Source organism: Streptomyces sp. ISL-98, from assembly GCF_018614055.1.
GTDB lineage: Bacteria > Actinomycetota > Actinomycetes > Streptomycetales > Streptomycetaceae > Streptomyces > Streptomyces spiramyceticus.
In genome coordinates, this window is record NZ_JAGGPB010000012.1 from 81,910 (window position 1) to 105,147 (window position 23,238).

The 23,238-nt window shown below is 70.2% G+C and carries 22 protein-coding genes; 8 read left to right on the plus strand and 14 right to left on the minus strand.

What is annotated here, in order from left to right:
- Position 1 precedes the first annotated feature (1 nt).
- The 3 genes from J7I98_RS09075 to J7I98_RS09085 all read right to left on the minus strand — a co-directional run bounded on the left by J7I98_RS09075 (position 2) and on the right by J7I98_RS09085 (position 4,027).
- Positions 2–985: an ABC transporter permease gene (locus tag J7I98_RS09075; protein ID WP_214920095.1), complete on the minus strand. Its 984-nt coding sequence runs from the start codon at positions 983–985 to the stop codon at positions 2–4.
- Positions 985–2,553, minus strand: a complete 1,569-nt coding sequence (locus J7I98_RS09080) for an ABC transporter substrate-binding protein (protein ID WP_214920096.1) — start codon at positions 2,551–2,553, stop codon at positions 985–987. Before J7I98_RS09080 ends, J7I98_RS09075 begins: the two co-directional genes overlap by 1 nt.
- A gap of 109 nt (positions 2,554–2,662) precedes the next feature.
- Positions 2,663–4,027, minus strand: a complete 1,365-nt coding sequence (locus J7I98_RS09085) for a serine hydrolase (protein ID WP_214920097.1) — start codon at positions 4,025–4,027, stop codon at positions 2,663–2,665.
- 159 nt (positions 4,028–4,186) lie between these two features.
- On the opposite strand from J7I98_RS09085, the gene J7I98_RS09090 reads away from it, so the two are divergent.
- The gene (locus J7I98_RS09090; protein ID WP_214920098.1) at positions 4,187–5,032 is read left to right on the plus strand and encodes a M55 family metallopeptidase; all 846 of its coding nucleotides are present in this window, start codon (positions 4,187–4,189) and stop codon (positions 5,030–5,032) included.
- A gap of 59 nt (positions 5,033–5,091) precedes the next feature.
- On the opposite strand, the gene J7I98_RS09095 is transcribed toward J7I98_RS09090, so the two are convergent.
- Together J7I98_RS09095 and J7I98_RS09100 are read right to left on the minus strand one after the other, a co-directional pair.
- Positions 5,092–5,748, minus strand: a complete 657-nt coding sequence (locus J7I98_RS09095) for a response regulator transcription factor (protein WP_214920099.1) — start codon at positions 5,746–5,748, stop codon at positions 5,092–5,094.
- Entirely contained in the window at positions 5,745–6,974 is a 1,230-nt protein-coding gene (locus tag J7I98_RS09100) for a sensor histidine kinase (RefSeq protein WP_214920100.1), read from the minus strand. Before J7I98_RS09100 ends, J7I98_RS09095 begins: the two co-directional genes overlap by 4 nt.
- 133 nt (positions 6,975–7,107) lie before the next feature.
- Between J7I98_RS09100 and J7I98_RS09105 the strand changes: the two genes are divergently transcribed.
- Together J7I98_RS09105 and J7I98_RS09110 are read left to right on the plus strand one after the other, a co-directional pair.
- Positions 7,108–8,043, plus strand: coding sequence for an ATP-binding cassette domain-containing protein (locus J7I98_RS09105; RefSeq protein ID WP_214920101.1), 936 nt, complete (start codon positions 7,108–7,110; stop codon positions 8,041–8,043).
- Positions 8,040–8,867 carry an ABC transporter permease subunit gene (locus J7I98_RS09110; RefSeq protein WP_214920102.1) on the plus strand — a complete coding sequence of 276 codons (828 nt, stop codon included), beginning with the start codon at positions 8,040–8,042 and terminating at the stop codon, positions 8,865–8,867. Before J7I98_RS09105 ends, J7I98_RS09110 begins: the two co-directional genes overlap by 4 nt.
- 43 nt (positions 8,868–8,910) lie before the next feature.
- On the opposite strand, the gene J7I98_RS09115 is transcribed toward J7I98_RS09110, so the two are convergent.
- The 3 genes from J7I98_RS09115 to J7I98_RS09125 all read right to left on the minus strand — a co-directional run bounded on the left by J7I98_RS09115 (position 8,911) and on the right by J7I98_RS09125 (position 12,491).
- Positions 8,911–9,426: a GNAT family N-acetyltransferase gene (locus J7I98_RS09115; protein WP_214920103.1), complete on the minus strand. Its 516-nt coding sequence runs from the start codon at positions 9,424–9,426 to the stop codon at positions 8,911–8,913.
- Positions 9,427–9,524: 98 nt separating this feature from the next.
- Positions 9,525–10,739 carry an IS110 family transposase gene (locus tag J7I98_RS09120; protein WP_214920104.1) on the minus strand — a complete coding sequence of 405 codons (1,215 nt, stop codon included), beginning with the start codon at positions 10,737–10,739 and terminating at the stop codon, positions 9,525–9,527.
- A 297-nt stretch (positions 10,740–11,036) separates the two neighbouring features.
- Positions 11,037–12,491: a glyceraldehyde-3-phosphate dehydrogenase gene (locus J7I98_RS09125; protein WP_214920105.1), complete on the minus strand. Its 1,455-nt coding sequence runs from the start codon at positions 12,489–12,491 to the stop codon at positions 11,037–11,039.
- Between the two features lie 150 nt (positions 12,492–12,641).
- On the opposite strand from J7I98_RS09125, the gene argC reads away from it, so the two are divergent.
- From argC to J7I98_RS09150, 5 genes are all read left to right on the plus strand, one after another.
- On the plus strand, positions 12,642–13,670 hold the full coding sequence (gene argC / locus J7I98_RS09130) for an N-acetyl-gamma-glutamyl-phosphate reductase (protein ID WP_214920106.1): 1,029 nt from the start codon (positions 12,642–12,644) through the stop codon (positions 13,668–13,670).
- A 112-nt stretch (positions 13,671–13,782) separates the two neighbouring features.
- On the plus strand, positions 13,783–14,952 hold the full coding sequence (gene argJ, locus J7I98_RS09135) for a bifunctional glutamate N-acetyltransferase/amino-acid acetyltransferase ArgJ (RefSeq protein ID WP_214920107.1): 1,170 nt from the start codon (positions 13,783–13,785) through the stop codon (positions 14,950–14,952).
- A complete protein-coding gene (gene argB / locus J7I98_RS09140; protein WP_214920108.1) occupies positions 14,949–15,854 on the plus strand; it encodes an acetylglutamate kinase in 906 nt (301 codons plus the stop codon). The genes argJ and argB overlap by 4 nt, the downstream gene beginning before the upstream one ends.
- On the plus strand, positions 15,851–17,062 hold the full coding sequence (locus J7I98_RS09145) for an acetylornithine transaminase (RefSeq protein ID WP_308377713.1): 1,212 nt from the start codon (positions 15,851–15,853) through the stop codon (positions 17,060–17,062). The genes argB and J7I98_RS09145 overlap by 4 nt, the downstream gene beginning before the upstream one ends.
- 5 nt (positions 17,063–17,067) lie before the next feature.
- The gene (locus tag J7I98_RS09150) at positions 17,068–17,610 is read left to right on the plus strand and encodes an arginine repressor (protein ID WP_214920143.1); all 543 of its coding nucleotides are present in this window, start codon (positions 17,068–17,070) and stop codon (positions 17,608–17,610) included.
- A gap of 51 nt (positions 17,611–17,661) precedes the next feature.
- Here the strand turns inward: J7I98_RS09150 and J7I98_RS09155 are convergent, their stop codons facing one another.
- From J7I98_RS09155 to J7I98_RS09180, 6 genes are read right to left on the minus strand one after another with little or no spacing between them, the layout of a single operon-like run.
- Positions 17,662–18,384, minus strand: coding sequence for a L,D-transpeptidase (locus J7I98_RS09155; RefSeq protein WP_214920109.1), 723 nt, complete (start codon positions 18,382–18,384; stop codon positions 17,662–17,664).
- A gap of 48 nt (positions 18,385–18,432) precedes the next feature.
- Positions 18,433–19,020, minus strand: a complete 588-nt coding sequence (locus tag J7I98_RS09160; RefSeq protein ID WP_214920110.1) for a pyridoxamine 5'-phosphate oxidase family protein — start codon at positions 19,018–19,020, stop codon at positions 18,433–18,435.
- Between the two features lie 43 nt (positions 19,021–19,063).
- On the minus strand, positions 19,064–20,815 hold the full coding sequence (locus J7I98_RS09165) for an ABC transporter ATP-binding protein (protein WP_251020356.1): 1,752 nt from the start codon (positions 20,813–20,815) through the stop codon (positions 19,064–19,066).
- Between the two features lie 14 nt (positions 20,816–20,829).
- Entirely contained in the window at positions 20,830–21,246 is a 417-nt protein-coding gene (locus J7I98_RS09170; protein ID WP_214920112.1) for a lasso peptide biosynthesis B2 protein, read from the minus strand.
- 32 nt (positions 21,247–21,278) lie between these two features.
- Positions 21,279–21,536: a lasso peptide biosynthesis PqqD family chaperone gene (locus tag J7I98_RS09175; protein ID WP_214920113.1), complete on the minus strand. Its 258-nt coding sequence runs from the start codon at positions 21,534–21,536 to the stop codon at positions 21,279–21,281.
- On the minus strand, positions 21,533–23,218 hold the full coding sequence (locus tag J7I98_RS09180) for an asparagine synthase-related protein (RefSeq protein ID WP_285438009.1): 1,686 nt from the start codon (positions 23,216–23,218) through the stop codon (positions 21,533–21,535). Before J7I98_RS09180 ends, J7I98_RS09175 begins: the two co-directional genes overlap by 4 nt.
- Between the last annotated feature and the right edge of the window lie 20 nt (positions 23,219–23,238).

The window sequence follows — 23,238 nt, forward strand, 5'->3', positions numbered from 1 at the left end:
ATCAGCTCCCGCGGATCGTGGAACGGGGATCGGCGACGGCGACGGCCACGTCGACGGCGAAGGTGATGACGAGCGCCGCCGTCCCGTAGACCAGCACCACGCCCTGCACCAGCGGGTAGTCCTTCTGCGTGATCGCCTGGACGATGGTGGTGCCGAGTCCCGGCCAGGCGAATACGTTCTCGATCAGGACGGTCCCCGCGATCAGCGAGGTGAACAGCAGCCCGCCCAGCGTCAGTGAGGACGTCAGCAGATTCGGCAGCGCGTGCCGCAGGTAACGCAGCCGCGCGGGAAGCCGCTTGGCCCGGGCCGTACGCATGTAGTCCTCGCCGAGCACCCGGAGCGTCTCCACTCGTACGATCCGGGCCAGCACCACCGCCGGGATGATCGCGAGGGCGAGGACCGGCAGGACGTACGACGAAGGCCCGCCGCGCGACGCCACCGGCAGAACCGGGAACGCCACACCGAACAGCGCGACCAGCCCCACGGCCAGCAGGAATTCGGGCACCGCACCGAGCGTCCCGGTGACCGCCGTGAACACGAGCTCGCCGCGCCGCCGCTTCCCGTCCCTGGTCAGCACGGCCGCCGTCATCCCGACCGGGATCGCGATGAGCATGATCAGGACGAATGCCGGTACGGCGATCTCCAGGGTCGCGGGGAGGCGGCCGGAGATGATCTGCGACACCGGCAGGTCGGCGGTGATCGACTGGCCGAGACGGCCCTGCAACAGGCCGCTGACGAAGGCCCCGTACTGCTCCGGCAGGGACTGGTCGAGCCCGAGCGCGTGGCGCCGGGCGTCGACCAGCGCCGGATCGGCGGTCGGGCCGAGCGCCGCCCGTACCGGGTCCCCGGGAACCAGGTGGATCATCGCGAACGACGCGGTGACCAGCACGCCCAGCGACACGAACAGCCGCACGACCCGCCGTACGACGAACCCCGCCCACGGCCCCCGTACGCCGAGCCGGGCAGGCAGTGCCAGGGCCGCCATCAGCCCGACGTCCTTCGCAGACTCGACGGCACGATCCCGCCGTCGGACCTGAAGGTGACGCCCTTGCCGTAGACGGTCTGCGGGTTGGTCACGATCGGGACGACGTCGACGCGCTTGATGAGCGCGGCGTCCGCCGCGTCCCACAGGTCGCATCCCGCCTTGCCCGGCTTGGTGGCCGCCTCGGCGGTGAGGCGCTGGTACTCGGGGTTGTCGACGCGGCCGAAGTTGGTGCCGCGCGGCGGCACGGGACCGTCGAAGAACCTGGTGAGCTGATCGGGCAGGGACACACCGATCGGCGACCAGGCCACGTCCCAGGTGTCCGCGCTCAGCGTGGAGACCACCGTCGCCTGGTCCATCGTTCTGGTGGTCACCATCACCCCGAACTCGGTCCACTGCTGGGCGGCCAGTTCCATCGCGGAGCTCACCCGCGGCCCCTGGGTGGAGGGGTACGGCGCGGTGATGCTGAGCGGTTTCCCGTCCTTGGTCCAGGTCTTGCCGGTCTTCTTCCACCCCGCGGAGGTGAGGGCCTCGGCCGCCCGGGCGGTGTCGTGCGCGGGCAGGTTCCCGGTGACGGTGTCGCCGGTACAGGGAGTGGGGGCGATCTCGCCGAGGTTGGTGGCGGGCTTGCCCGTTCCGCCGGTCGCGACGGAACCGATCTGTTTCAGGTCCAGCGCACCCACCAGGGCTTTGCGCACCGCAGGATCGGCGGTCGGGTGTCCGGAACCCTCGTTGAAGATCAGCTCGCCGAAGAGGAGCCGGGTGCTCCGCGACATGACCTTGGCCGCCTCGAGACGGTCCCGGTCGGTCCCGTTGATCTGGGCCGCGTTGACCTCGCCCGCGAGCAGCAGGTTCGTGGCCGTGGACTCGTTGGCCACCACCTTGAAGACCACCGTGTCGGGCATCTCGTCGCCGGTGGCGCCGTCCGGGCCCCAGGTGTAGCCCTTGCGTTTGACGTACGTGAAGTGGTCGCCGGCCACCGCCTCCTTCAGCCGGTACGCGCCGGTCGCGTCGGAGGCGCGGGCCAGCGCCTTCGGGTCGGACAGCCCCTTCTTGCAGGTGAGGGGGAGCAGTTGGGCCATCTCCACGAAGAAGGGGGCGGGCTGCTTGGTGCGTACCGTGACCGTGCGCCTCGCGTCGTCGGCCTTGGCGGTGGCCGTCGGCGGTACGGCGACCCCGAGGAGCGGCGACTGGTTCTTCGGGTCGGCGACGTAGTTGTACACGGCCGCCACGTCCGACGCGGTCAGCGCCGAACCGTCCTGGCAGGTCACGCCCTTGCGTAAGGTGAAAGTGGCCGAAGTGGGGGTGGCCGACCAGCGCTGTGCGATGCCCGGGACCGTGGAGCCTTTGGGGCCCCGGTGCACGAGGGTGTCGTAGGCGAATCTGTTCATGGACAGTGCGGAAGAGGCCACTGTGCCCAGCGGGTTCAGGGTCCCGGGGTCCGAGGCGATCGCGATGGTGACGGTTCCGCTGCCGCCGCCTCCGGTCACGCCGCCGCTGCACCCGGTGGTGGCCAGTCCGATCGCCGCGATCGCCGCGGCTGCCGCACCGGTGGTCGTGGTGGTTCTCATCTCATCTGCTCCTCTGCCGGCCTGCGCGAGGGGACGGGGGATTCAGGCACTTCAGGCGTGGGGGTGTTGGAGCGGGCGCGTTGGTCGGGCGCGTGGTTCAGCGCGTCGGTCAGGCGCGTGGGACGGCGCGGCCCAGGTGCAGGAATTGAGCCCTGTCGCCGTCGCCGAGGAAGGTGTACGTCTGGTACCGGCCGTCCGTCTCTCTGAGGGCGACCAGCGTGCGGGCGTCCAGCGGCACCATGACCGTGCTGGACGGGGCGTCCTCGCCGGGCAGGGCGGCGGCCGGGCCGAGGGGCCGTACCACCACGGACAGGGCCTCGCCGACCTGCACGACCTCGGCCTCGCAGGTCACCGACTCGTACCGGCCGGTGAAGAAGCGCAGGTCGACCGTCGGCGGTTCGTCGGGCGGGACCGGCAGCGGCGGCACACTCACCCCGGCCAGGTCGCCCAGCAGCTCGGTGACCAGGACGTGCAGGCCGAAGAACCCGCCCCCGTTGGTGAGGATCGCGACGGCCACGTCCTGATCCGGCACGATGCGCAGGAGCGCGGACTGGCCGATGGTGCCGCCGTCGTGCCCGATGACCGGGCCGCCCTTCCAGTCGAACAGCTCCCAGCCGAGCCCCCAGTGATCCGCGAGCGGCCCGACGCCCGGCACGGCCGCCTGCGGCTCCCGCATCGCCCGGATGCTCGCCTCGGAGAGCACCCGCATGCCGTCGGGGGCCACACCGCCGCTGATGTGCATCTGCGCGAAGCGGAGCTGGTCCCGGACGCTGAGCGTCAGCGTCGAACCGGCGGGCGCGTTGGAACGCGGCATGTTCCACAGCGGCGCCTTGACCAACTCGCCGTCCGGGCCGGGCACATGACCCATCGCCACCCGGTACCGGATCGCCTCACCCGGCGAGGTCGCGAGCTCCGTCATGCCGAGCGGGACGGCGATACGCTCGCGGAGCGCCGCCTCCCAGGTCAGACCGGTGAGCACCTCGACGATCCGGCCGAGGACCACATAGCCGCTGTTGCAGTACGACCACAGCTCACCGCACGTGAACAGCTGCCGCGAAGGACCCGCCAGGCCGGCCACGAACCGCTCGACCGCATCGTCGCCCGGCCCGTGATCGTCGAAGATGTCGCCCTCGAAACCACCGGTGTGACACAGGAGTTGGCGCAGGGTCACGGACGCGCTCACGGCCTCGTCCGTGACCCGGAAGTCCGGCAGATAGCGCGCAACCGGCGCGTCCAGGTCGGCCAGGCCCTCGTCGACAAGCTGCATGATCAGCGTCGCCGTCCAGACCTTGGTGATGGACCCGGTCTGGAAGATCGAGTCGGTGGTCGCCGGGTAGCCGGTCTCCTTGTCGAGCACGCCGTAGGCCGCCTCGACGATCTCGTCGCCACGCTGGACGGCGACGGTCGCGCCGGGGATGCGATGCCTCTCGGCCAGTTCGGCAAGGCGTGCCCGCAGATCTTCGGTATTGACCATGACCACCTCCGTGGAGAGCAGTGAGGGCACAGTAGGCGCCGGCCCGGCGGCGCCGGATCGTCGTGGGAGACGAAAAAGGCGCCCGGGACCTGTGCGTACGTCCGATGACGCCCGATCGCCGGGGTCGGATGATGCCGGAGGCCACAGGAGAGGAGACCCATGGACGTCTACATCTCGGTCGACATGGAAGGCATTTCGGGGATCGCCACCGTTGACCAGATCGCGCGCGGCGGCCACGGATACCCGCGAGCCCAGCAGTTGATGACCGCCGAGGCGAACGCGGCGATCGAGGGGGCGTTCGACGCCGGCGCGGACTCGGTCGCGGTGAACGACAGCCACGGCACCATGGACAACTTCCTGCAGGAAGGGCTCGACGAGCGGGCCCGCCTGATCACCGGCAGCCCGAAGGCGCAGTGCATGGCGCACGGCATCGGCGGCGACCACGGGGTGGCGCTGTTCGTCGGTTACCACGCGGCGGGCGGCTGCCCCGGCGTACTCGCCCACAGTTTCTCGTCGTTCTTCGCCTGGCTGAAACTGGGCGACCGTATCGTGTCGGAGGCCGAGATCAACGCACTGCTCGCCGCCGAACACGGCGTCCCCGTAGGCCTGGTGACCGGCGACGACCAGATCTGCGCGCTGGCACAACGCCGGTTCCCCGGCGTGGTCACCGCCACGGTCAAGCGCGCCGAGGGCTACACCGCCGCCGACAGCCTCCACCCCCGCCGGGCACAGGCCCTGGTCCGCGCCGAGGCGGCCGAGGCGGTGAAGAACGCCGGCGCGCTCCGGCCGGTGGAGATCCCCGAACGGCTCGTGCTGACCGCAGGCTTCCAGATCCCGACGGCGGCCGAGTCCGCGGCGGACGTGCCGGGTGCGGTGCGGGTCGACGAAACGACGGTGACGTGCGAGGTCTCGGATCCCAGCAGCCTGATCGGCCTGATCAGGGTGTGGTACTCAACGGCGGCACTGGCCGCGAGATCGCGCCTGCCGATGATCGACGTGCGGTAGGTACCGACCGTCCGAAGGACGTCCTGGGTGGGGACGCCGGTGGGACGCCCTTACGCCGCTCACCTCGGCGGCGCCACCATCCCCGTCTCGTACGCGATGATCACAAGGTGAACCCGGTCGCGCGCGCCGAGTTTCGTGAACAGCCGCGCCACGTGCGCCTTTACGGTGGCCACGCTGATGCACAGATGGCTCGCGATCTCGCTGTTCGACATGCCGCGTCCGACAAGGGTCATCACCTCGCGTTCCCGCCCGGTGATGCCCTCGACCGACCGGGGCGGCCGGGCCGGTTCCGGGCGGGCGGCGAACTCCTCGATGAGGCGGCGCGTGACGCTCGGCGCGATCAGGCCGTCCCCGGCGGCGACCACGCGGATCGCCGCGAGGATGTCTTCCAGGGCCATGTCCTTGACGAGGAACCCGCTCGCCCCGGCGCGGAGCGCGGCGTAGACATAATCGTCGTCGTCGAACGTGGTGAGGACGAGGACGCGCGCCGCATCCGGGCCCGCCGTGATCAGCCGGGTGGCCTCGATGCCGTCCATACCCGGCATGCGGATGTCCATCACCACCACATCGGGATGTACGTCCCCGGCCAGCCGGACCGCCTCCGTCCCCGTTCCGGCCTCTCCCACGACGTCGATGTCCGGGGTGTCGGCCATCAGGACGCGCAGGCCGGCGCGTACCAGCGGCTGGTCGTCGGCGAGCACGATACGGACCGTCATCCGGCTCCTTCGGAGAGGGGCAGCCTGGCCGCCACGTGAAAGCCGCCTTCGGGCCGGGACCCGGCGGTGAAGTGTCCGCGCAGCAGGCTGACCCGCTCCCGCATGCCGACGATGCCCCAGCCGGTGTCGCCGCCGCTGCCGGGGACCGGGCCGCCGCGGCCGTCGTCCTCGACCTCTATGGACAGCTCGGCGTCCCGGTAGTCGACGGTCACCCGGCAGTCGCGGGTGCCCGCGTGGCGTACCACGTTGGTGAGCGCTTCCTGAAGGATCCGGAACGCCGCCAGGTCGATGTCGGCGGGCAGCGGCCGCCGCTCTCCCCGCCACCGCACATCGACCCGTACGCCTGCGTCCAGCGTCGACGCGGCCAGCCGGCCCACGTCGGCCAGCCCGGGCGTCGGGTCGAGCGGCGCGGCCCGGCGCCCGGGCCCGGATCCGGAGCGCGATTCGGAGCCGGGTTCGGAGCCCGGCTCAGTGCGGCGCAGCGCACCCAGCGTCCGCCGCAGCCCGGCGAGGGTTTCCCTGCTGGTGGCTTCGATGGTGGTGAGCGCGTTGCGCGCCTCGTCCGGCTGCGTGTCGATGACCCGGCTGCCGACACCTGCCTGGATGGCGATGACGCCGATGCTGTGCGCGATCATGTCGTGCAACTCGCGGGCGATGCGCAGCCGTTCCGCGGTGACGGCCTGAGCCGCGGTCTGCGAGCGCAGCGCCGCGGCGTGCTCGCGGCGCTCGCGGACCGAGTAACCCGCCAGCCAGGCGGCGAGGACCGCCAGAACGAGAAACACGACAGCATTGGTGTATTCGCCCGACCCGTCCGTGTAGTAGCGGACGGAGCTGATCTGCACGCCGAGCGTCAGGACGGCGGCCGCGATCGCGGTGCGGCGCGGACGGTTGGCCACGAGGAAGCCGACGGCGAGATCGTTCACCAGGACCAGCAGATAGACGATCTCCCAGTACGGCCATGTGGTCGCGGCGGCGAACGTACCGACGAGCATCAGCGCCACCGCAGGCAGCGGACTGCGCCGCAGCAGACCGACGACGAGGACGGTAGCGACGCCCGACAGAAAGACCCGCAGGGGAACGGAGCGATAAGGCCCGGCCTGCACCGAGAAGAACAGGACGAACGGGTACGCCACCGCCCCGCCCCAGGCCAGGACCGTCCACGCGACGGGCGGTCCGACGCTCCTCACCCGTGCAGGGCGTCGAGAACTCGTCGTCGTGGTGGGCATGAGGGGATCGTAACCGCCTGACCTGCGGCAGAGCATTGGTCCGTGGACCTACGCCCACGGGCTACAACGGCCCCCGAGAGTGTGGCCGACGGCCCGATGCCGTACGGGCACGGCTCCGGGCACCGTTGGCCGGGTGATCGAAGTCAACGAACTGACCAAGCGATACGGCGCAACCACCGCCGTGAACGGCCTGACCTTCACCGTGCGCCCCGGGCACGTCACCGGGTTCCTGGGCCCCAACGGCGCCGGGAAGAGCACCACTTTGCGGCTGCTCCTCGGTCTGAACGACCCCACGGGCGGAACCGCCACCATCGACGGCCGCCCGTTCCGCGACCGCCCGCGCGGCCTGCGCCACGTCGGCGCGCTGCTCGACGCGGGCGATGTCCACGGCGGGCACACCGCGCGGGCTCACCTGTCCGCCCTGGCCCGCAGCAACCGCATCCCGCGCGGCCGGGTGGACGAGGTCCTGCGGGAGGTCGGTCTTGCCGAGGCGGGGCGGCGCCGCATCGGCGGGTTCTCCCTCGGCATGAGGCAGCGCCTCGGCATCGCCGCCGCGCTGCTCGGCGACCCACCGGTGCTGCTGTTCGACGAGCCGATCAACGGCCTTGATCCGGAAGGTGTGTTGTGGGTGCGGCGCCTGTTCCGCCGACTGGCCGCCGAGGGGCGTACGGTCTTCGTCTCCAGCCACCTGATGACTGAGATGGAGCACACCGCCGACCATCTGGTCGTCATCGGCCGGGGCGAGCTGATCGCGGCGGAGAGCGTCACGGAGTTCGCGGCCCGCGGTACGCGTGCGAGCGTGACCGTGCGTACGCCGGAGAGCGCCGCGCTGACGGCCGTACTGAGGGCGGCAGGCGCATCCGTACAACCGGACGGACATCCGGACGGACATCCGGACCGCGGCGAGGCCCTCACGGTGACCGGCCTGACCGCGGCCCGTATCGGCGAACTCGCCCTCCACCACCGGATCCTGCTCCACGAACTGGCCACCCGCGCCTCCTCGCTGGAAGAGGCATTCATGGAACTCACCGCCGACAGCGTCGAACACCTCGCCGGAGAACCCCGATGACCACACTGACCATTGAGCCCCGCGCCCGCTTCGCCGACCTCCTCGCAGCCGAGTGGATCAAGCTCTGGTCGCTGCGCTCGACCCCCTGGGCCTTCGCGGTCGGCGCGCTGATCGTCATCGGCATCAATGTGAACGCCGCCGTCGCCGACCACAACAACTGGCCGGGCTACCCCGACGGCATCAAGGCCCTCTTCGTGCCCATCTGGGCCATGCGGGACGCTTACACGGCCGGGGCCTCCATGGTCCTCATGCTCGCCGCGGGCAGTATCGGCGCGCTCACGATCGTCAGCGAGTACAGCACCGGACAGTTCCGTACGACCTTCGCGGCCGTCCCCGCCCGTGGCTCGGTGGTGGCCGCCAAGATGTCCGTTGTGACGGCGATCATGCTGGTGTACGGCGCTGTCCTCGCGGTGACGTCGTTCGGCGTGACCCAGGCGATCCTGTCCGGACGGCACGTCGGCCTGCCCTTCGGCTACCCCGGCGCGCTGCGCGTCATGGCGGCGTCCGCCCTGCTCGCGCCGGTGTGCGCGCTGACGGGTATGGCTCTCGGCGCGGTCGTCCGGCACACCGCGGCCACCGTTGTCACGCTCACCTTCGTGCTCCTGGTGCTGCCGTCGCTCATCAACGCCCGCAACCACTTCTCGGCCACCGTCCTGCACGCCCTGCCCCAAGGGGCGTGGGAGCAGCTGACCGAGGTCGGCGACCACTCCTTCATGCCGGACCGCCACCCGGCGACGATCACCGGGTCGTGGATGGTGTTCGCGGCCTGGGCACTCGTATCGGCAGTCGTCGCCATGGCCGTCGTACGCCGCCGCGACCTGTGAACACACCGGCCCGGCGGCGCCCGATCCGCAGAATTCCCGGGGTCTAGATACCGAACGGTGCGGCGTAGCGGACGGTGCCGCTGGGCAGCGGGTGGCCGGCGTCGAGGGCGAGGGCCATCATGGCCTCGTCCGGGACGTCGACGGTGAGGCCGATGCCGTGGGCGGAGGCGCGGGTGAAGCCGAACCGCGGGTAGTACGCCGGGTGTCCGAGGACGGTGACGAAGTGTTCGCCCATGTCCTTGGCGGCCTGGAGGGCGGTGCGGATGGCGGCGGAGCCGGCGCCGGTCCTCTGGTACTCGGGGAGTACGGAGACGGGGGCGAGGCACAGCGCAGGGGTGTCGTCGATGTGACAGCGGGTCAGCAGCGCGTGGCCGACGAGCTTGCCGTCCTGGTCGGTGGCGACGATGGACAGTCCGTCGATCCAGGAGCTGTCGGTACGCAAAGCGTCGACGAGATCGGCTTCCAGCGCGGTCTCGAAGGCCGCCAGGACGATCTCGCGGACGGCGGAGACGTCGGCGCTGGTCTCGGCGCGCGTGTTCCAGTGGGTGCGAGTGCTCATGATGGGATGCAGATTAGCGGTGGGGGGGGTATCACTACCGGTTGTGACTGATTCCCAATCATGTTTGTCAAGGGTGCGAGTGACACAGGGTGAGGGTGTTATGCCGTGGCGAGGTTGGGGTGGGGCGGCTCGGTGGTGAAGGTGCGGTGGTCGCGGATGAGGGCCCATAGGACGTCGAGCCGGCGGCGGGCGAGGGCGAGGATCGCCTGTTTGTGGTTCTTTCCCTCGGCTCTCTTGCGGTCGTAGAACGTCTTCGACGTGGGGCAGAAGCGGGCGGCGATCTGGGCGGAGAGGTAGAAGACGCGCAGGAGCCGACGGTGGTAGCGATGTGGCCGCCGCATGTTGCCGCTGATACGCCCCGAATCCCGTGGGACGGGTGCGAGGCCGGCGACTCCGGCAAGTCGGCCCGCGCTGCCGAAGGCGTCCATGTCTCCGCCGGTGCAGGCGATGAACTCCGCACCCAGCAACGGGCCCATGCCGGGCATGCTGAGTAGCACTTCCGCGTCGCGATGCTCTCGGAACCGGGCCGCGATCTGTGCATCGATGGCGGCGATCTCTTGGTCCAGGGCCAGGACCGACCGGGCCAGGGTGTTGACCACGGCGGCGGCTGTGCTCTCCCCGGCCACGGCGGTGTGCTGGGCCTGCGCCGCGGCGACGGCCGCATCGGCCATCGCCTGGGCGCCACGGACTTTGCGATTCTTCAACCAGGTCGCGAGCCGGCTCGGGCCGACCCGGCGCAGGCCGGCCGGGGTCTGGTAGCCGGTCAGCAGGACGAGTGCCGCTTGGGAGGCTGCGTAGTCGAAGGCCCGTTCCAGGGCCGGGAAGTACTCCAGCAACTGGGCTCGCAGTCGGTTGATGGCGCGGGTTCTGTCGGCAGCGAGGTCGTAGCGTCGGGCGGTGAGGATCTTCAGGTCCACCGCGATCTCGTCCCACTCCTGCAAGGGCTGCAGGTCCCGGCGCATCCGTGCCTGATCGGCAATGACGTAGGCGTCCTTCGCATCGGTCTTGCCGTCGCCGCGGTAGCCACGGGAGGCGTGGTGGACGGTTCGGCCAGGGATGTAGAGCAGCCGCTGACCGTGGCTGGTCAGCAGAGCGATCAGCAGCGCGCCCCCGCCGGCGTTCAGGTCGACGGCCCAGGTGACCGGGCTGTCCTCAGCCAGTGCGAGGACGTCGCCTATCAGTTCCAACAGCTCGGGCTCATTGTTGGGGACCCGGCGCCGCCGGCGCGAGAGCACCTTCGTTCCGTCCGTGTCGATCACCGTGCAGTGGTGCGCGGCCTTGCCCGCGTCCGTCCCCGCCCAGAGCTCGGGCACCCGAGCCTCCCTCGTCGATCGGTTGACTGGTCCCTGCAGACGACCACGCCGACGTGTCCTTACGAAGCGATCTCTGTTCGCTCATCCCAATGAGTGGCCGTGTCGTCGCGGGGCACTGGGCGGCCAATCAGTCAAAGCCACAACCACGGCATGAGCGCTGTAAAGCCACACCCAGGCCCCTGGGTCTCCCGATCGTACGAAGGACCGGAATCAACCCGCCAACAAGGTAAGGAGCGCTGTAGCTGGCCGGGCCGGCCAACTACAGCGCTCATCGCGAAGTCAGGGGGTCCGCCGAGATCAGACCGCCGGGGCCGGGTAGGTCGGGTACTCCACCCCGGATACGTGCTGGACGACGCGGATGACCTGGCAGGAGTAGCCGAACTCGTTGTCGTACCAGAGGTAGAGGATCGCGTTGTCGCCCTCGACCTTGGTGGCGCCGGCGTCGACGATCGAGGCGTGGCGCGAGCCGATGAAGTCGCTCGAGACCGCGTCGGGTGCCGTGGTGAAGTCGATCTGGCGCTTGAGCGGCGAGGTCAGCGACACGTCGCGAAGGTAGTCGAGGACCTCCTCGCGGTTGGTCTCGCGCGCGAGCTGCAGGTTGAGGATCGCGATCGAGACGTCCGGCACCGGAACGCGGATCGAGCTGCCGGTGATCTTTGCCTTGAGGTCGGGCAGCGCCTTGGCGACGGCGGAGGCAGCACCGGTCTCGGTGATGACCATGTTGAGCGCTGCCGAGCGGCCGCGGCGGTCGGCACCGTGGTAGTTGTCCAGCAGGTTCTGGTCGTTGGTGAACGAGTGGACGGTCTCCACGTGGCCGCGCAGGACGCCGTACTCGTCCGCCATCGCCTTCAGCGGCGGGGCGATCGCGTTGGTGGTGCAGGACGCGCAGGACAGGATCTGCTCGTCCGGCTTGATCGTGTCGTGATTGACGCCGTGCACGATGTTGGGGACGTCACCCTTGCCCGGCGCGGTCAGGACGACCTTGTCGATGCCGGGGCGCAGGTGCTTCGACAGGCCCGCGCGGTCGCGCCACTTGCCGGTGTTGTCGATGAGGATGGCGTCCTTGATGCCGTACGCCGTGTAGTCGACCTCCGACGGGTCGCCGGCGTGGATCACCTTGATCTCGTTGCCGTTGGCGATGATGGTGCCGTTCGCCTCGTCAACGGTGATCGTGCCCTGGAACTGGCCGTGGATGGAGTCGCGGCGCAGCAGCGAGGCGCGCTTGACGAGATCCTCGGCGGCCCGGCCGCCGCCCGGGCGGACGACGATGGCGCGCAGCCGCAGGCCGTTGCCGGAGCCGGCCTTCTCGATGAGCAGGCGGGCGACGAGGCGGCCGATGCGGCCGAACCCGTAGAGGACGACGTCGCGCGGCTCGCGGCGCTCGATCTTGTTGGCACCCGTGGCGCCGACGACGGCCCCGGCGGTGAACTCCTCCACCGAAAGACCGCGGTCGTCGGTCTTGTACGTCGCGGCGAGCATGCCGATGTCGATCTGGGACGGACCGAGATCGAGCGTGGTGAGGGCCTGCAGGAACGGCAGCGTCTCGGTGACCGAGAGCTCCTCACCGGCGATCTGCCGGGCGAATCGGTGGGTCTTGAGGATGCTGACCACCGACTTGTTCACCAAGGAGCGGCTGTGAAGCAGGACGGTGACGTCCCGCTCCCGGTGCAGCTTCCCGATGATCGGGATCATCGACTCCGCGATCTCCTCGCGGGTCTTCCAGTTGGTGAACGAGTCATCATTGACAGTCACAGGTTTATCTTTCGAGCTAGGCGGCGCTCATATGCTAACCCCCCGCCATTTTGATCGTTCATACGGTGTCACTTGCGTGAACCGCCCCTTGATGTCATTGCATAAAAGTGCGGTGCTGCGTATAGTCATGCCATCGACGAGGAGGGCTCGATGACGGTACGTGCAGCAGTGGCTGGAGCGAGTGGGTATGCGGGCGGGGAGCTGCTCCGCCTGCTCATCGCTCACCCCGGGGTCGAGATCGGCGCCCTGACCGGCCATTCCAACGCAGGCCAGCGCCTCGGCGGACTCCAGCCGCACCTGCTGCCGCTCGCCGGGCGGGTGCTGGAGCCGACCACCGCAGAAGTGCTCGCAGGGCACGACGTCGTCTTCCTCGCGCTCCCGCACGGCCAGTCCGCCGCCGTCGCCGAGCAGCTCGGCGACGATGTGCTCGTGGTCGACATGGGCGCTGACTTCCGGCTGACGGACGCCGCCGACTGGGAGACGTTCTACGGTTCGCCGCACGCCGGTACCTGGCCGTACGGCCTCCCCGAGCTCCCCGGAGCCCGCGCCGCCCTGGCCGGTTCCAAGCGCATCGCCGTGCCCGGCTGCTACCCGACCGCCGTCTCGCTCGCCCTCTTCCCGGCGTACGTCGCCCAGCTCGCGGAGCCGGACGCCGTGATCGTCGCCGCCACCGGCACCTCCGGCGCGGGCAAGGCGCTCAAGCCGCACCTGCTCGGCAGCGAGGTGATGGGCTCGATGACGCCGTACGGCGTCGGCGGAGGCCACCGGCACACCCCCGAAATGATCCAGAACCTGAGCGCGGCGGCGGGGGAGCGGGTCACCGTCTCCTTCACGCCGACGCTGGCGCCGATGTCCCGCGGCATCCTCGCCACGTGCAGCGCCAAGGCGAAGCCGGGGACGACGCCCGAGAGCGTACGGGCCGCATACGAGAAGGCGTACGCCGACGAGCCGTTCGTGCACCTCCTCCCCGAGGGGCAGTGGCCCGCGACGGCGTCCGTCTACGGTTCCAACGCCGTTCAGGTGCAGGTCGCGTACGACGCAGCGGCAGGCCGCATCATCGCGATCAGCGCCATCGACAACCTCGCCAAGGGCACGGCCGGCGGCGCGGTGCAGAGCATGAACATCGCCCTCGGACTTCCCGAGGACACCGGACTTTCCACTACGGGAGTGGCTCCGTGAGCGACGCACGCGCAGCCGCCGGGCTGCAGGCAATGACGAAAGCCGCGCCGCTGCGCTGCGCGGGCGACAGTGACATCAGCCGCTACCGCGGCGGGGCGAACGAGGAGATGCAGTGAGCGTCACGGCAGCAAAAGGATTCACCGCGGCGGGCATCGCCGCGGGGATCAAGGACAGCGGTAACCCCGACCTGGCCCTCGTGGTCAACAACGGGCCCCGTCTGGCCGCCGCGGGCGTCTTCACCTCCAACCGTGTGAAGGCCGCCCCGGTCCTCTGGTCCGAGCAGGTCGTCAAGGGTGGTCGGATCTCCGCCGTCGTGCTCAACTCCGGTGGCGCCAACGCCTGTACGGGCCCGAAGGGCTTCCAGGACACACACGCGACGGCTGAGAAGGCCGCCCAGGTTTTGAACAAGGGGGGCCTGGAGGGGCACAGTGCCGGCGAGATCGCCATCGCCTCCACCGGCCTCATCGGCATCAACCTCCCCATGGACAAGCTCCTCCCCGGCATCGAGAAGGCCGCCACCGAGCTCTCCGCTCACGGCGGTGAGAAGGCCGCCATCGCCATCAAGACCACCGACACCGTGCACAAGACGGCGGTCGCGGGCGGCGAAGGATGGACCGTCGGCGGCATGGCCAAGGGCGCGGGCATGCTCGCACCCGGCCTTGCCACGATGCTCGTCGTGCTGACCACCGACGCCGACGTCGAGGCCGACGGACTTGACACGGCGCTGCGCGACGCCACCCGTCAGACGTTCGACCGCGTCGACTCCGACGGCTGCATGTCGACCAACGACACCGTGCTGCTGCTCGCCTCCGGCGCGTCGGACGTGACGCCCGGCTACGACGAGTTCGCCGCGGCCGTACGCACCGTCTGCGACGACCTCGCCCGCCAGCTCATCGGCGACGCCGAGGGGGCCAGCAAGGACATCCGGATCGAGGTCATCAACGCCGCGACCGAGGACGACGCCGTCGAGGTGGGCCGCTCCATCGCCCGTAACAACCTCCTCAAGTGCGCCATCCACGGCGAGGACCCCAACTGGGGCCGTGTCCTCTCCGCGATCGGCACCACGCAGGCCGCGTTCGACCCCGACAAGCTCAACGTCGCCATCAACGGCATCTGGGTCTGCAAGAACGGCTGTGTCGGCGAGGACCGCGACCTCGTCGACATGCGCTACCGCGAGGTCAAGATCACCGCAGACCTCGCCGAAGGCACCGAGTCGGCCGTCATCTGGGCCAACGACCTCACCGCCGATTACGTCCACGAGAACAGCGCGTACAGCTCATGAGCACTCGTAAGCACACCGCACTGCCCAAGGCGCAGATCCTCGTCGAGGCGTTGCCGTGGCTCACCCGCCACCACGGCCGTACCGTCGTCATCAAGTTCGGCGGCAACGCCATGATCGACGAGGACCTCAAGGCCGCCTTCGCCCAGGATGTCGTCTTCCTGCGCCACGCCGGCCTCAAGCCGGTCGTCGTGCACGGCGGCGGGCCGCAGATCAGCGCGCAGCTCGACCGGCACGGCCTGGTCAGCGAGTTCAAGGCGGGGCTGCGGGTCACCACGCCCGAGGCCATGGACGTCGTACGCATGGTCCTGGCCGGGCAGGTGCAGCGCGAGCTCGTCGGGCTGCTCAACCAGCACGGGCCCCTCGCAGTCGGCATGACCGGCGAGGACGCGCACACCATCACTGCCACCCAGCACTTCCCGCAGATCGACGGCGAGTCCGTCGACATCGGGCGGGTCGGCGAGATCACCGAGATCGACACCGGCGCGATCCAGGCGCTGCTCGACGACGGCCGCATCCCGGTCGTCTCCTCCATCGCCCGCAGCGCCGACGACCACCACGTCTACAACGTCAACGCCGACACGGCAGCGGCCGCGCTCGCCGCCGCGCTCGGAGCGGAAACGCTGATGGTGCTCACCGACGTCGAGGGTCTCTACGAGGACTGGCCCAACAGCGACGAAGTGATCAGCAGGCTCACCGCGAAGGAGCTGGAGAAGCTGCTGCCCGACCTCTCCAGCGGCATGGTCCCCAAGATGGAGGGCTGCCTGCACGCCGTACGCAACGGGGTCAACACCGCCCGCGTCATCGACGGCCGTGTCCAGCACTCGATCCTGCTGGAGATCTTCACCGACGAGGGCATCGGCACGATGGTCGTGCCCGACGAGCACGAAGGGGGAGCGAAGTGACCGAGAACCAGACCGAGAACCAGGAGCTGACGCAGCGCTGGCAAGGCGTCATGACCGACAACTACGGCACGCCCAGACTGCCGCTCGTACGCGGTGAGGGCGCCAAGGTCTGGGACGCCGACGGCAAGGAATACGCCGACTTCGTCGGAGGCATCGCCGTGAACGCTCTCGGCCACGCCCACCCGGCCATCGTCGAAGCCGTGTCCCGCCAGATCGCCTCCCTCGGCCACGTCTCGAACCTGTTCGTCGCCGAGCCGCCCGTCGCGCTCGCCGAGCGGCTGATCCAGATCTCCGGCCGCCCCGGCCGCGTCTACTTCGCCAACTCCGGCGCCGAGGCCAACGAGGCAGCCTTCAAGATCGGGCGGCTCACCGGCCGTACGCACATGGTGGCCACCGACGGCGGCTTCCACGGCCGCACCATGGGCGCCCTCGCACTCACCGGCCAGCCTGCCAAGCGGACGCCGTTCCTGCCGCTCCCCGGCGATGTCACGCACGTCCCGTTCGGAGACGTCGACGCCCTGCGCGCAGCCGTCACCACCGAGACCGCGCTGCTGGTCATCGAGCCGATCCAGGGTGAGATCGGCGTCGTGGTCCCGCCCAAGGACTACCTGAAGGCCGCCCGCGAGATCACCCGCGCCACCGGCACCCTGCTCGTACTCGACGAGGTCCAGACGGGCATCGGGCGCACGGGCCACTGGTTCGAGTACCAGGCGCACGACGGCGTCGATCCCGACATCGTCACCCTCGCCAAGGGCCTCGGCGGCGGACTGCCGATCGGCGCGACCCTCGCCTTCGGCGCGGCCGCCGACCTCCTCAAGCCCGGCCAGCACGGCACGACCTTCGGCGGCAACCCCGTCGCGTGCGCCGCCGGACTCGCCGTCCTGGACACCATCGCGGCCGACGGACTCCTCGACCACGTCAAGCGGATCGGGGAGAAACTGCGCGATGGAATCGAGTCACTGGGGCACCCTCTCGTCTCCCACGTCCGTGGTGCGGGACTGCTCCTGGGTATCGTGCTCACCGAGTCCCTTGCTCCCCAGGTGCAGCAGGCGGCTCAGGACGCCGGTCTCCTGGTGAACGCGCCCGCCCCCGATGTCGTACGCCTCATGCCGGCGTTCGTCATCGGCGACGAAGAGGTGGAAGCGTTCCTCCGGGCCATCCCCGGCGTTCTCGACACCGCACACGGGGACCAACGATCCGGAGAATGACACCGATGACCGAGGCGCAGGCGCAGGACCACGAGCACGGCGGCCCTGCCGTACCGCAGACCCGCACCGCCAGGCACCGCCGGATCGTGGACATCCTGAACCGGCAGCCGGTGCGCTCGCAGAGCCAGCTGGCGAAGCTCCTCGCCGACGACGGGCTGAGCGTCACCCAGGCGACGCTCTCCCGAGACCTCGACGAGCTGGGCGCGGTGAAGATCCGCAACACGGGCGGCGAGCTGATCTACGCCGTCCCGAGCGAGGGCGGCTACCGCACCCCGCACGCGCCGCTCGGCGAGTCCGCCAAGGAGGAGCGCATGCGGCGCCTCTCCGGCGAGCTGCTGATCTCCGCGGAGGCCTCGGCGAACCTCGTTGTCCTGCGTACGCCGCCGGGGGCCGCGCAGTTCCTGGCCTCGGCCATCGACCAGGCGGAGCTGAACGCGGTCCTCGGCACGATCGCGGGCGACGACACGCTGCTCCTGATCAGCCGCGACCCGGCGGGCGGCCAGGCGCTGGCCGACCACCTCCTGCGCCTGGCCCAGAACGACCGCTAGCCCGCCTGCGGCCACGGGCTGAATGCAGCCCGTCCGCAGGTGGCCAGCGGGTCAGTAACGGGTGATCGCGACCGGCCCCGACCGCGTCCCGATCGCGATGTGCGGATCGCGGTCCGGATCCGCCCACGCCAGGATCCGGGCCATCGCCGGCGCCGGCACGGACACGCAGCCCGCGGTAGACCCGGGCCCATTGACGTGCAGGAAGATGCCCGCGCCCCGCCCCCGCACAGGCCGGTCGTAGTTGAACCCGATGACCATCGCCCAGGCGTACTGCTCTCCGTACGAGATGAGCCGTTCCGACTCACTCGCCAGGCAGTCGTCCGGCAGCCCCTCGGCCCACCGGTTGTACAGGTGCGAGCGATTGTCCTGGCACCACCACGACTTGTCGGTCACCCGGCGGTACGCCATCTCGGTCCCGGCCGGCGCCGGCTTGATCCCGAAGGCGTACGGCAGGTCGTAGAGCCCGGTGGGCGTCGTGTTCGTGCCTTGCTCGCGCGCGCTGCCCGCCACGAGCCCCTTCGAGCCGAACCTCGCCTCGGAGGACCCGACGGCGACCCACCGCCCGTACCGCCGACCGCCCCGCCGCTCCCACCACGTCACCCGCCCCGTGCTGGAGCCGGTGCGCGGAGCCTCGGCCGTGATCAGCTGGGTGCCGCCGCCCGTGTCGGCCATCCGCTCGGGCAACAACTCGTCGCAGCCGGGCGCGGCGGCGACGGAACAGACGGACAGGAACGCGGCACCCAGTGCGAGAGCCGCTGTACGCACGATTCGCATGCGGCGACCGTAAACGGCCGACGACGGCCTCCTAAACCGCCGTTCGGCTCAATCCGTACGCATCGGCAGCGGAAGCGGCAGCGCAGGCAGCCCGTCCAGGCTCACGCCGATGGTGTCCTTCTTCTCGCAGTACGCCGCGAACTCCTCGTCCGTCTTACGGGCGAAGTACTCGGCGTGCTGCGTCCGCTCCTCCTGATACTCCATGAAGGGGACGGCGAAACCGCAGCTGTCGCTGATGCGCCGGGCATGAACCACGACAATGGCACGCGCACTCGGCCCGTCGACGCCCGCGTCCTTGAACCGCATGATGAGCTCCGCCCACCGAGGATGGTCCCGGAACACGGCCTCCCCCTCACCGTGCACCCGCAGCACCTTCGGCGGCCCGTTGAACGCGCACCACATCAGAGTGATCCGCCCGTTCTCCTGCACATGCGCGACGGTCTCGGCGGTGCTGCCACCGAAGTCCAGATACGCGAGCGTCATCTCGTCCAGCACGACAAGCGTCCCGGCCCGGCCCTTGGGCGAAAGGTTGACATGCCCGCCGGCGGCCAGCGGAGCAGTGGCTGTGAAGAAGACGGGCTGATCCTCGATGAATGTACGAATCCTGCCGTCTATTCGTTCGTAATGCTTTCCCATGCCACGCATTATGCGTGTCAACTTCCCGCGTCGGCGTGGTATTTCACCTGCTGGGCGCGGCACAGGACCGGTAGTGATCACTGGTGTCCAGCAGTTCCTCATGACTTCCCGTCGCTACGACCTCGCCCCCGTCGAGGACCACGATCAGATCCGCTGCGCGGATGGTCGAGAACCGGTGTGCGATGACCAGCAGCGCGCATTCGGCGGAGGTCTGGCTGATCGAACGGCGGAGCGCCGCCTCGTTGACCGCGTCCAGGTGGGCGGTCGGCTCGTCGAGCAGCAGGAGGCTGGGGCGGGTGAGCAGGGAGCGGGCTATGGCGATGCGCTGGCGTTCGCCGCCCGAGAGCGCCATGCCGTGTTCGCCGGCGTCGGTGTCGAGCCCGCGGGGGAGCCGGGATGTCAGCTCGGTCAGCTGGGCCAGCTCCACCACGCGGTCGAGCTCCGCCTCGCCGGCGTCCGGGGCGGCGTAGAGCAGGTTTTCGCGCAGTGTGCCGTACAGCACCGGGGCGTGCTGCTCTACGAGACCGATCCGGGCGCGGTGCTGTGCGCGGGTGAGGGTTCGTACGTCGCCGCCCTCGAACAGGACGAGGCCGCCGTCGGGGTCGTAGAAGCGTTCCGTGAGCGCGAAGACGGTCGATTTGCCGACGCCGGAGCTGCCGATCAGGGCGACGTGGCCGCGTGGTGGCACCTGGAACGAGACCCCGCGCAGTACCGGCCGGTCCGGGTCGTAGCCGAACCACACGTCCCGGAACTCCAGTACCGGTGGGCGGCGGGCGTCGACGTCAGGCCGGGAGGTGAGGTGATTGTGGTGCTGGGCGGCGGGCTCGGTGTCCGGTTCCTTCGGCAGGTCGAGGATCTCGGTGATCCGTCGCAGCGCGCCCGCGCCCTGCTGCATGGTGCTCACCGCCTGGAAGACCGCGCCGACCGGCCCCACCAGATAGAGCATGTAGAGCAGGAAAGCGGCCAGGTCTGCGACGGAGCCGCCCTCGCCCGCGACCCGTACGCCACCGATGAGCAGGACCACCAGGAAGGAGCCGTGGATCGTCAGTTCGATCGCCGGCGCGACCACGGCGTCCAGCTTCCCCACCCGTACGCCCGCGGTGAAGGCGGACCTGGCCTCTGCACCGATGCGGTCCGCCTCCCGCCGTTCGGCGCGGCTCGCCCGTACGGTGCGGATGGCGCCCAGGGCCCGCTCCAGTTCCGCGGTCATCGCGCCGGTGGCCTGCTGGGCGCGGAGCGAGGCGCGGGCGATTCCGTGCAGCACCGAGGCGATCATCAGTGCCCCGAAGGTGATCAGGGCGATGACGACGAGGAAGAGAGCCCAGTCGAGCCAGACCATCAGGGCGACCACACCGACGAGGCCGATGCTGCCGGTGACCGCGTCGGTGAAGCCCTGGGCGATGAGCAGGCGCAGGGCCGTGCTGTCGGTGCCCGCGCGCGAGATCAGGTCGCCGATCCGATGCCGGTCGTACGTCCTCATGGGCAGCCGCAGCAGGTGGTCGATGAGGTCGAGGCGCACGCCGAGTACGACCCCTTCGCCGGTACGCGCCAGGACGTAGCCCGCCACGGCCTGGACGAGCGCCTGGGCGGCGAACAGTGCGATCAGCAGGCCGACGGGGTCGGCGATGCCCGTCCCCGCACCGGACGACTCGATGACGCGTTTGACCACGAGCGGCTGGGCCAGCCCCAGCGCCGAGGCGAGCAGCGTCAGCGTCACCGCGCCGGCGACCCACCGCCGGTGCCCGCGCAGTACGCGAAGGACCTCCCGGGGTCCGGTGAGGCGTTCGCCGCTCATGCCGCTCACACCTCTCATGGCACGGTGAAGAAGGCACGGAAGTAGTCGGGCGGGACGCCCTCCCCGACCGGCACCCCTTCGGCCTCCACCCAGGCGTGCGCGGCGAACGGCGGCAGCATCCGGGCCCCCACGCACCAGGTCGGCCACCGCCCGTGCAGGCGGCACAGCATGGCCGTGGCCAGTGACCTGGCCAGGCACCCCTCCGGCGCCGCGCAGGTGAGGCTGACCGCGACCACCGCATCGCGGGCCGCCCGGGCTTCACCGTAACGAGCCGGACGGGCACCGTGGCTCACCCTGCGGAGCACCGCGCGGATACGTCGCGGAGGGCGGCCCGCCAGCAGCCGTGCCAGTACGACGACAAGACGGACCTCGACCCGGCGACCCAGAGGCACCGTGCGCGGTTCGTGGGTGACAGCTTCGGGAAGGGTCACCGGAACTCTCCTCTCACCGGCCTGACGAGTCGCTACCGTTCCACCAGCCCGGACGAGTCGAGCGCCTCGACCAGATCCTGTACGTCCTCACGCGCGGTCGCCGCATCGACGTCGCAGGCACCGCTCAGCTCCTGCGCCGCCTCCTCCGAGGTGTTGCCGGACAGCAGGCTCCGCAGGACCTGGGCACCGGTGGGGTTCAGTTCCCAGTACTCGCCGTTGTCCTCGTCGAGCAGCGCGATCCCGTACTCGGTATCGGCACAGGACACGCCGGTACGCAGCTTGAGTGTCATGGCTTCGCTCCCGCCTTCGGGTGGGTGGTGGCCCGTTCCCAGGCGCGCAGCCACACTTCACAGGCCACGGTCTGGTAGAGCCCGCCGTGCAAGTCGTGGGGATGGTGCGGGTCGAGCGGGCGCGTGCACAGCCTGCGCAGTTCCCCCGCGTCGATCAGTCCGAGCCGGCCCAGCCGGGAGTCCTCCCACAGGGCGAGCAGATCCGCCCGGTTCGACCGCAGCGCTACATTCAGGTCGCAGATGCCCCCCGACTTGGTCTGCCGCGTCAGGCTCTCCGCAGGGACGATGCCGCGCATCGCCTCCAGGATCAGCGGCTTGTACCGCCAGGGAGTGTCCTTCTCCTCCGGACGGACGGCGAGGCCGGCCTCGAACACCCGGTCGTCGAAATAGGGCGCGGCGAGGGTGATCCCGTTCCGGGCTGCGAGCCGGCCGATCTGACGGACGGGACGGGCCGCGTACTGGATTCCCTCGATCTCCAGGTGCTGCCCCTGGCGTTCGGCCAGCGGCTCGCTGGTGGGCGCTGCGGCGCGGATCAACTCCCGTACGGCGTCCACCGCTTCCGATGTCACCCATGGCGGCAGGCTGGGTGCGGGCCCCCAGCCGAGTACGGGCCCTCCCTCCGGCGGCGGTGTGGTGAGCCGGTCCGCCGTTCCCCTCAGCCAGCTGCGGTACGGGCGGCTGTCCGCGAGCTGTCGGAGCATCTGCTTGCGGGACCATCGGTGCTTCGCCGCGAGGGCATTGAGCTGCCGCAGTGCGACGGCCGGACGCGTGCGCAGCACCGTACGCAGATGAGAGGTCGAGGAGGCCAGCAGCTCGTCTCCGCCGAAGCCCGTCAGATGCAGCCGGGATCCGCGGGCCGCGCCGCGGCGGGCGATCGTGAGCCAGCGTGCGTAGTCCGCGATGCTCCCGCACGGCTCGTCCAGCAACTCGTCCATGTCCAGCAGCCCGTGGTAGATCAGCGGCATCTCGTCCTGCGCGATGACGTGGTGCTCCACGCTGTCCAGCGCGGCGGCCGTGCGGGTTGCCCAGAGGACGTCGTCGTCGAGCGGATCCGGGCTCGCCGCGGTGCAGGCGACCACCTTGGACCGCCGGGCCGCCAGACTGCACACCGAGGTCGAGTCCAGCCCGCTCAGATCGCAGCTGACCAGCTCACGGCCCCCGGTCCGGACGTCCACGGCGGCCGTCAGCGCCGCCCGCAGCTTTTGACCGCCTTCGGCCAACGGCAGCTCGGGCTCGGGTGGCGTCCACCAACCGACCTGCTGTGCATGCCCGTTCTCGTCGAGCAGCAGAAAGTGATCGGTGGGCAGGAAGGTCACACCGCGCCACACCGGTTCGTTCGTCAGAGGATGAAGAAGGGACGGCACCAGCAGATGGACCGCGAGTCGCCGTTCGTCCATAGCGGATCCGAGGAGGAACGCCAGGACATCGGCCCGGTCAGATGCGGCCGCGACTCCATTGATATCGGCGGAGAACACCCGCCGGAACCCGGTGACGGTTCCCTGAACGCGTACCTTCCCGTCCGCAGAAGCGACCAGATGCGAATTGCCCGCCAACTCACCGGCCGGCCCGTCGAGATCGCGGGGCGTCCGCACGCGCGCAGCGGAGTCCGCCAGCCGGCGGCCGACGACCGCGTGCTCGCCCAGCACCACGATTTTGTTACGTCCCGCCTCGCCGACGGCCATCTCTTCCGCGGCCCACCGCC

Coding starts and splice junctions, on each gene's coding strand:
- J7I98_RS09085 (WP_214920097.1), bottom strand. CDS start 4,027: ATGGTCAATACCGAAGATCTGCGGGCACGCCTTGCCGAACTGGCCGAG.
- J7I98_RS09100 (WP_214920100.1), bottom strand. CDS start 6,974: ATGCCCACCACGACGACGAGTTCTCGACGCCCTGCACGGGTGAGGAGC.
- J7I98_RS09180 (WP_285438009.1), bottom strand. CDS start 23,218: ATGGCCGTCGGCGAGGCGGGACGTAACAAAATCGTGGTGCTGGGCGAG.
- J7I98_RS09115 (WP_214920103.1), bottom strand. CDS start 9,426: ATGAGCACTCGCACCCACTGGAACACGCGCGCCGAGACCAGCGCCGAC.
- argB (WP_214920108.1), top strand. CDS start 14,949: ATGAGCACTCGTAAGCACACCGCACTGCCCAAGGCGCAGATCCTCGTC.
- J7I98_RS09090 (WP_214920098.1), top strand. CDS start 4,187: ATGGACGTCTACATCTCGGTCGACATGGAAGGCATTTCGGGGATCGCC.
- J7I98_RS09160 (WP_214920110.1), bottom strand. CDS start 19,020: ATGGGAAAGCATTACGAACGAATAGACGGCAGGATTCGTACATTCATC.
- J7I98_RS09080 (WP_214920096.1), bottom strand. CDS start 2,553: ATGAGAACCACCACGACCACCGGTGCGGCAGCCGCGGCGATCGCGGCG.
- J7I98_RS09155 (WP_214920109.1), bottom strand. CDS start 18,384: ATGCGAATCGTGCGTACAGCGGCTCTCGCACTGGGTGCCGCGTTCCTG.
- argC (WP_214920106.1), top strand. CDS start 12,642: ATGACGGTACGTGCAGCAGTGGCTGGAGCGAGTGGGTATGCGGGCGGG.
- J7I98_RS09110 (WP_214920102.1), top strand. CDS start 8,040: ATGACCACACTGACCATTGAGCCCCGCGCCCGCTTCGCCGACCTCCTC.
- J7I98_RS09075 (WP_214920095.1), bottom strand. CDS start 985: ATGGCGGCCCTGGCACTGCCTGCCCGGCTCGGCGTACGGGGGCCGTGG.
- J7I98_RS09095 (WP_214920099.1), bottom strand. CDS start 5,748: ATGACGGTCCGTATCGTGCTCGCCGACGACCAGCCGCTGGTACGCGCC.
- J7I98_RS09165 (WP_251020356.1), bottom strand. CDS start 20,815: ATGAGCGGCGAACGCCTCACCGGACCCCGGGAGGTCCTTCGCGTACTG.
- J7I98_RS09150 (WP_214920143.1), top strand. CDS start 17,068: ATGACCGAGGCGCAGGCGCAGGACCACGAGCACGGCGGCCCTGCCGTA.
- J7I98_RS09175 (WP_214920113.1), bottom strand. CDS start 21,536: ATGACACTCAAGCTGCGTACCGGCGTGTCCTGTGCCGATACCGAGTAC.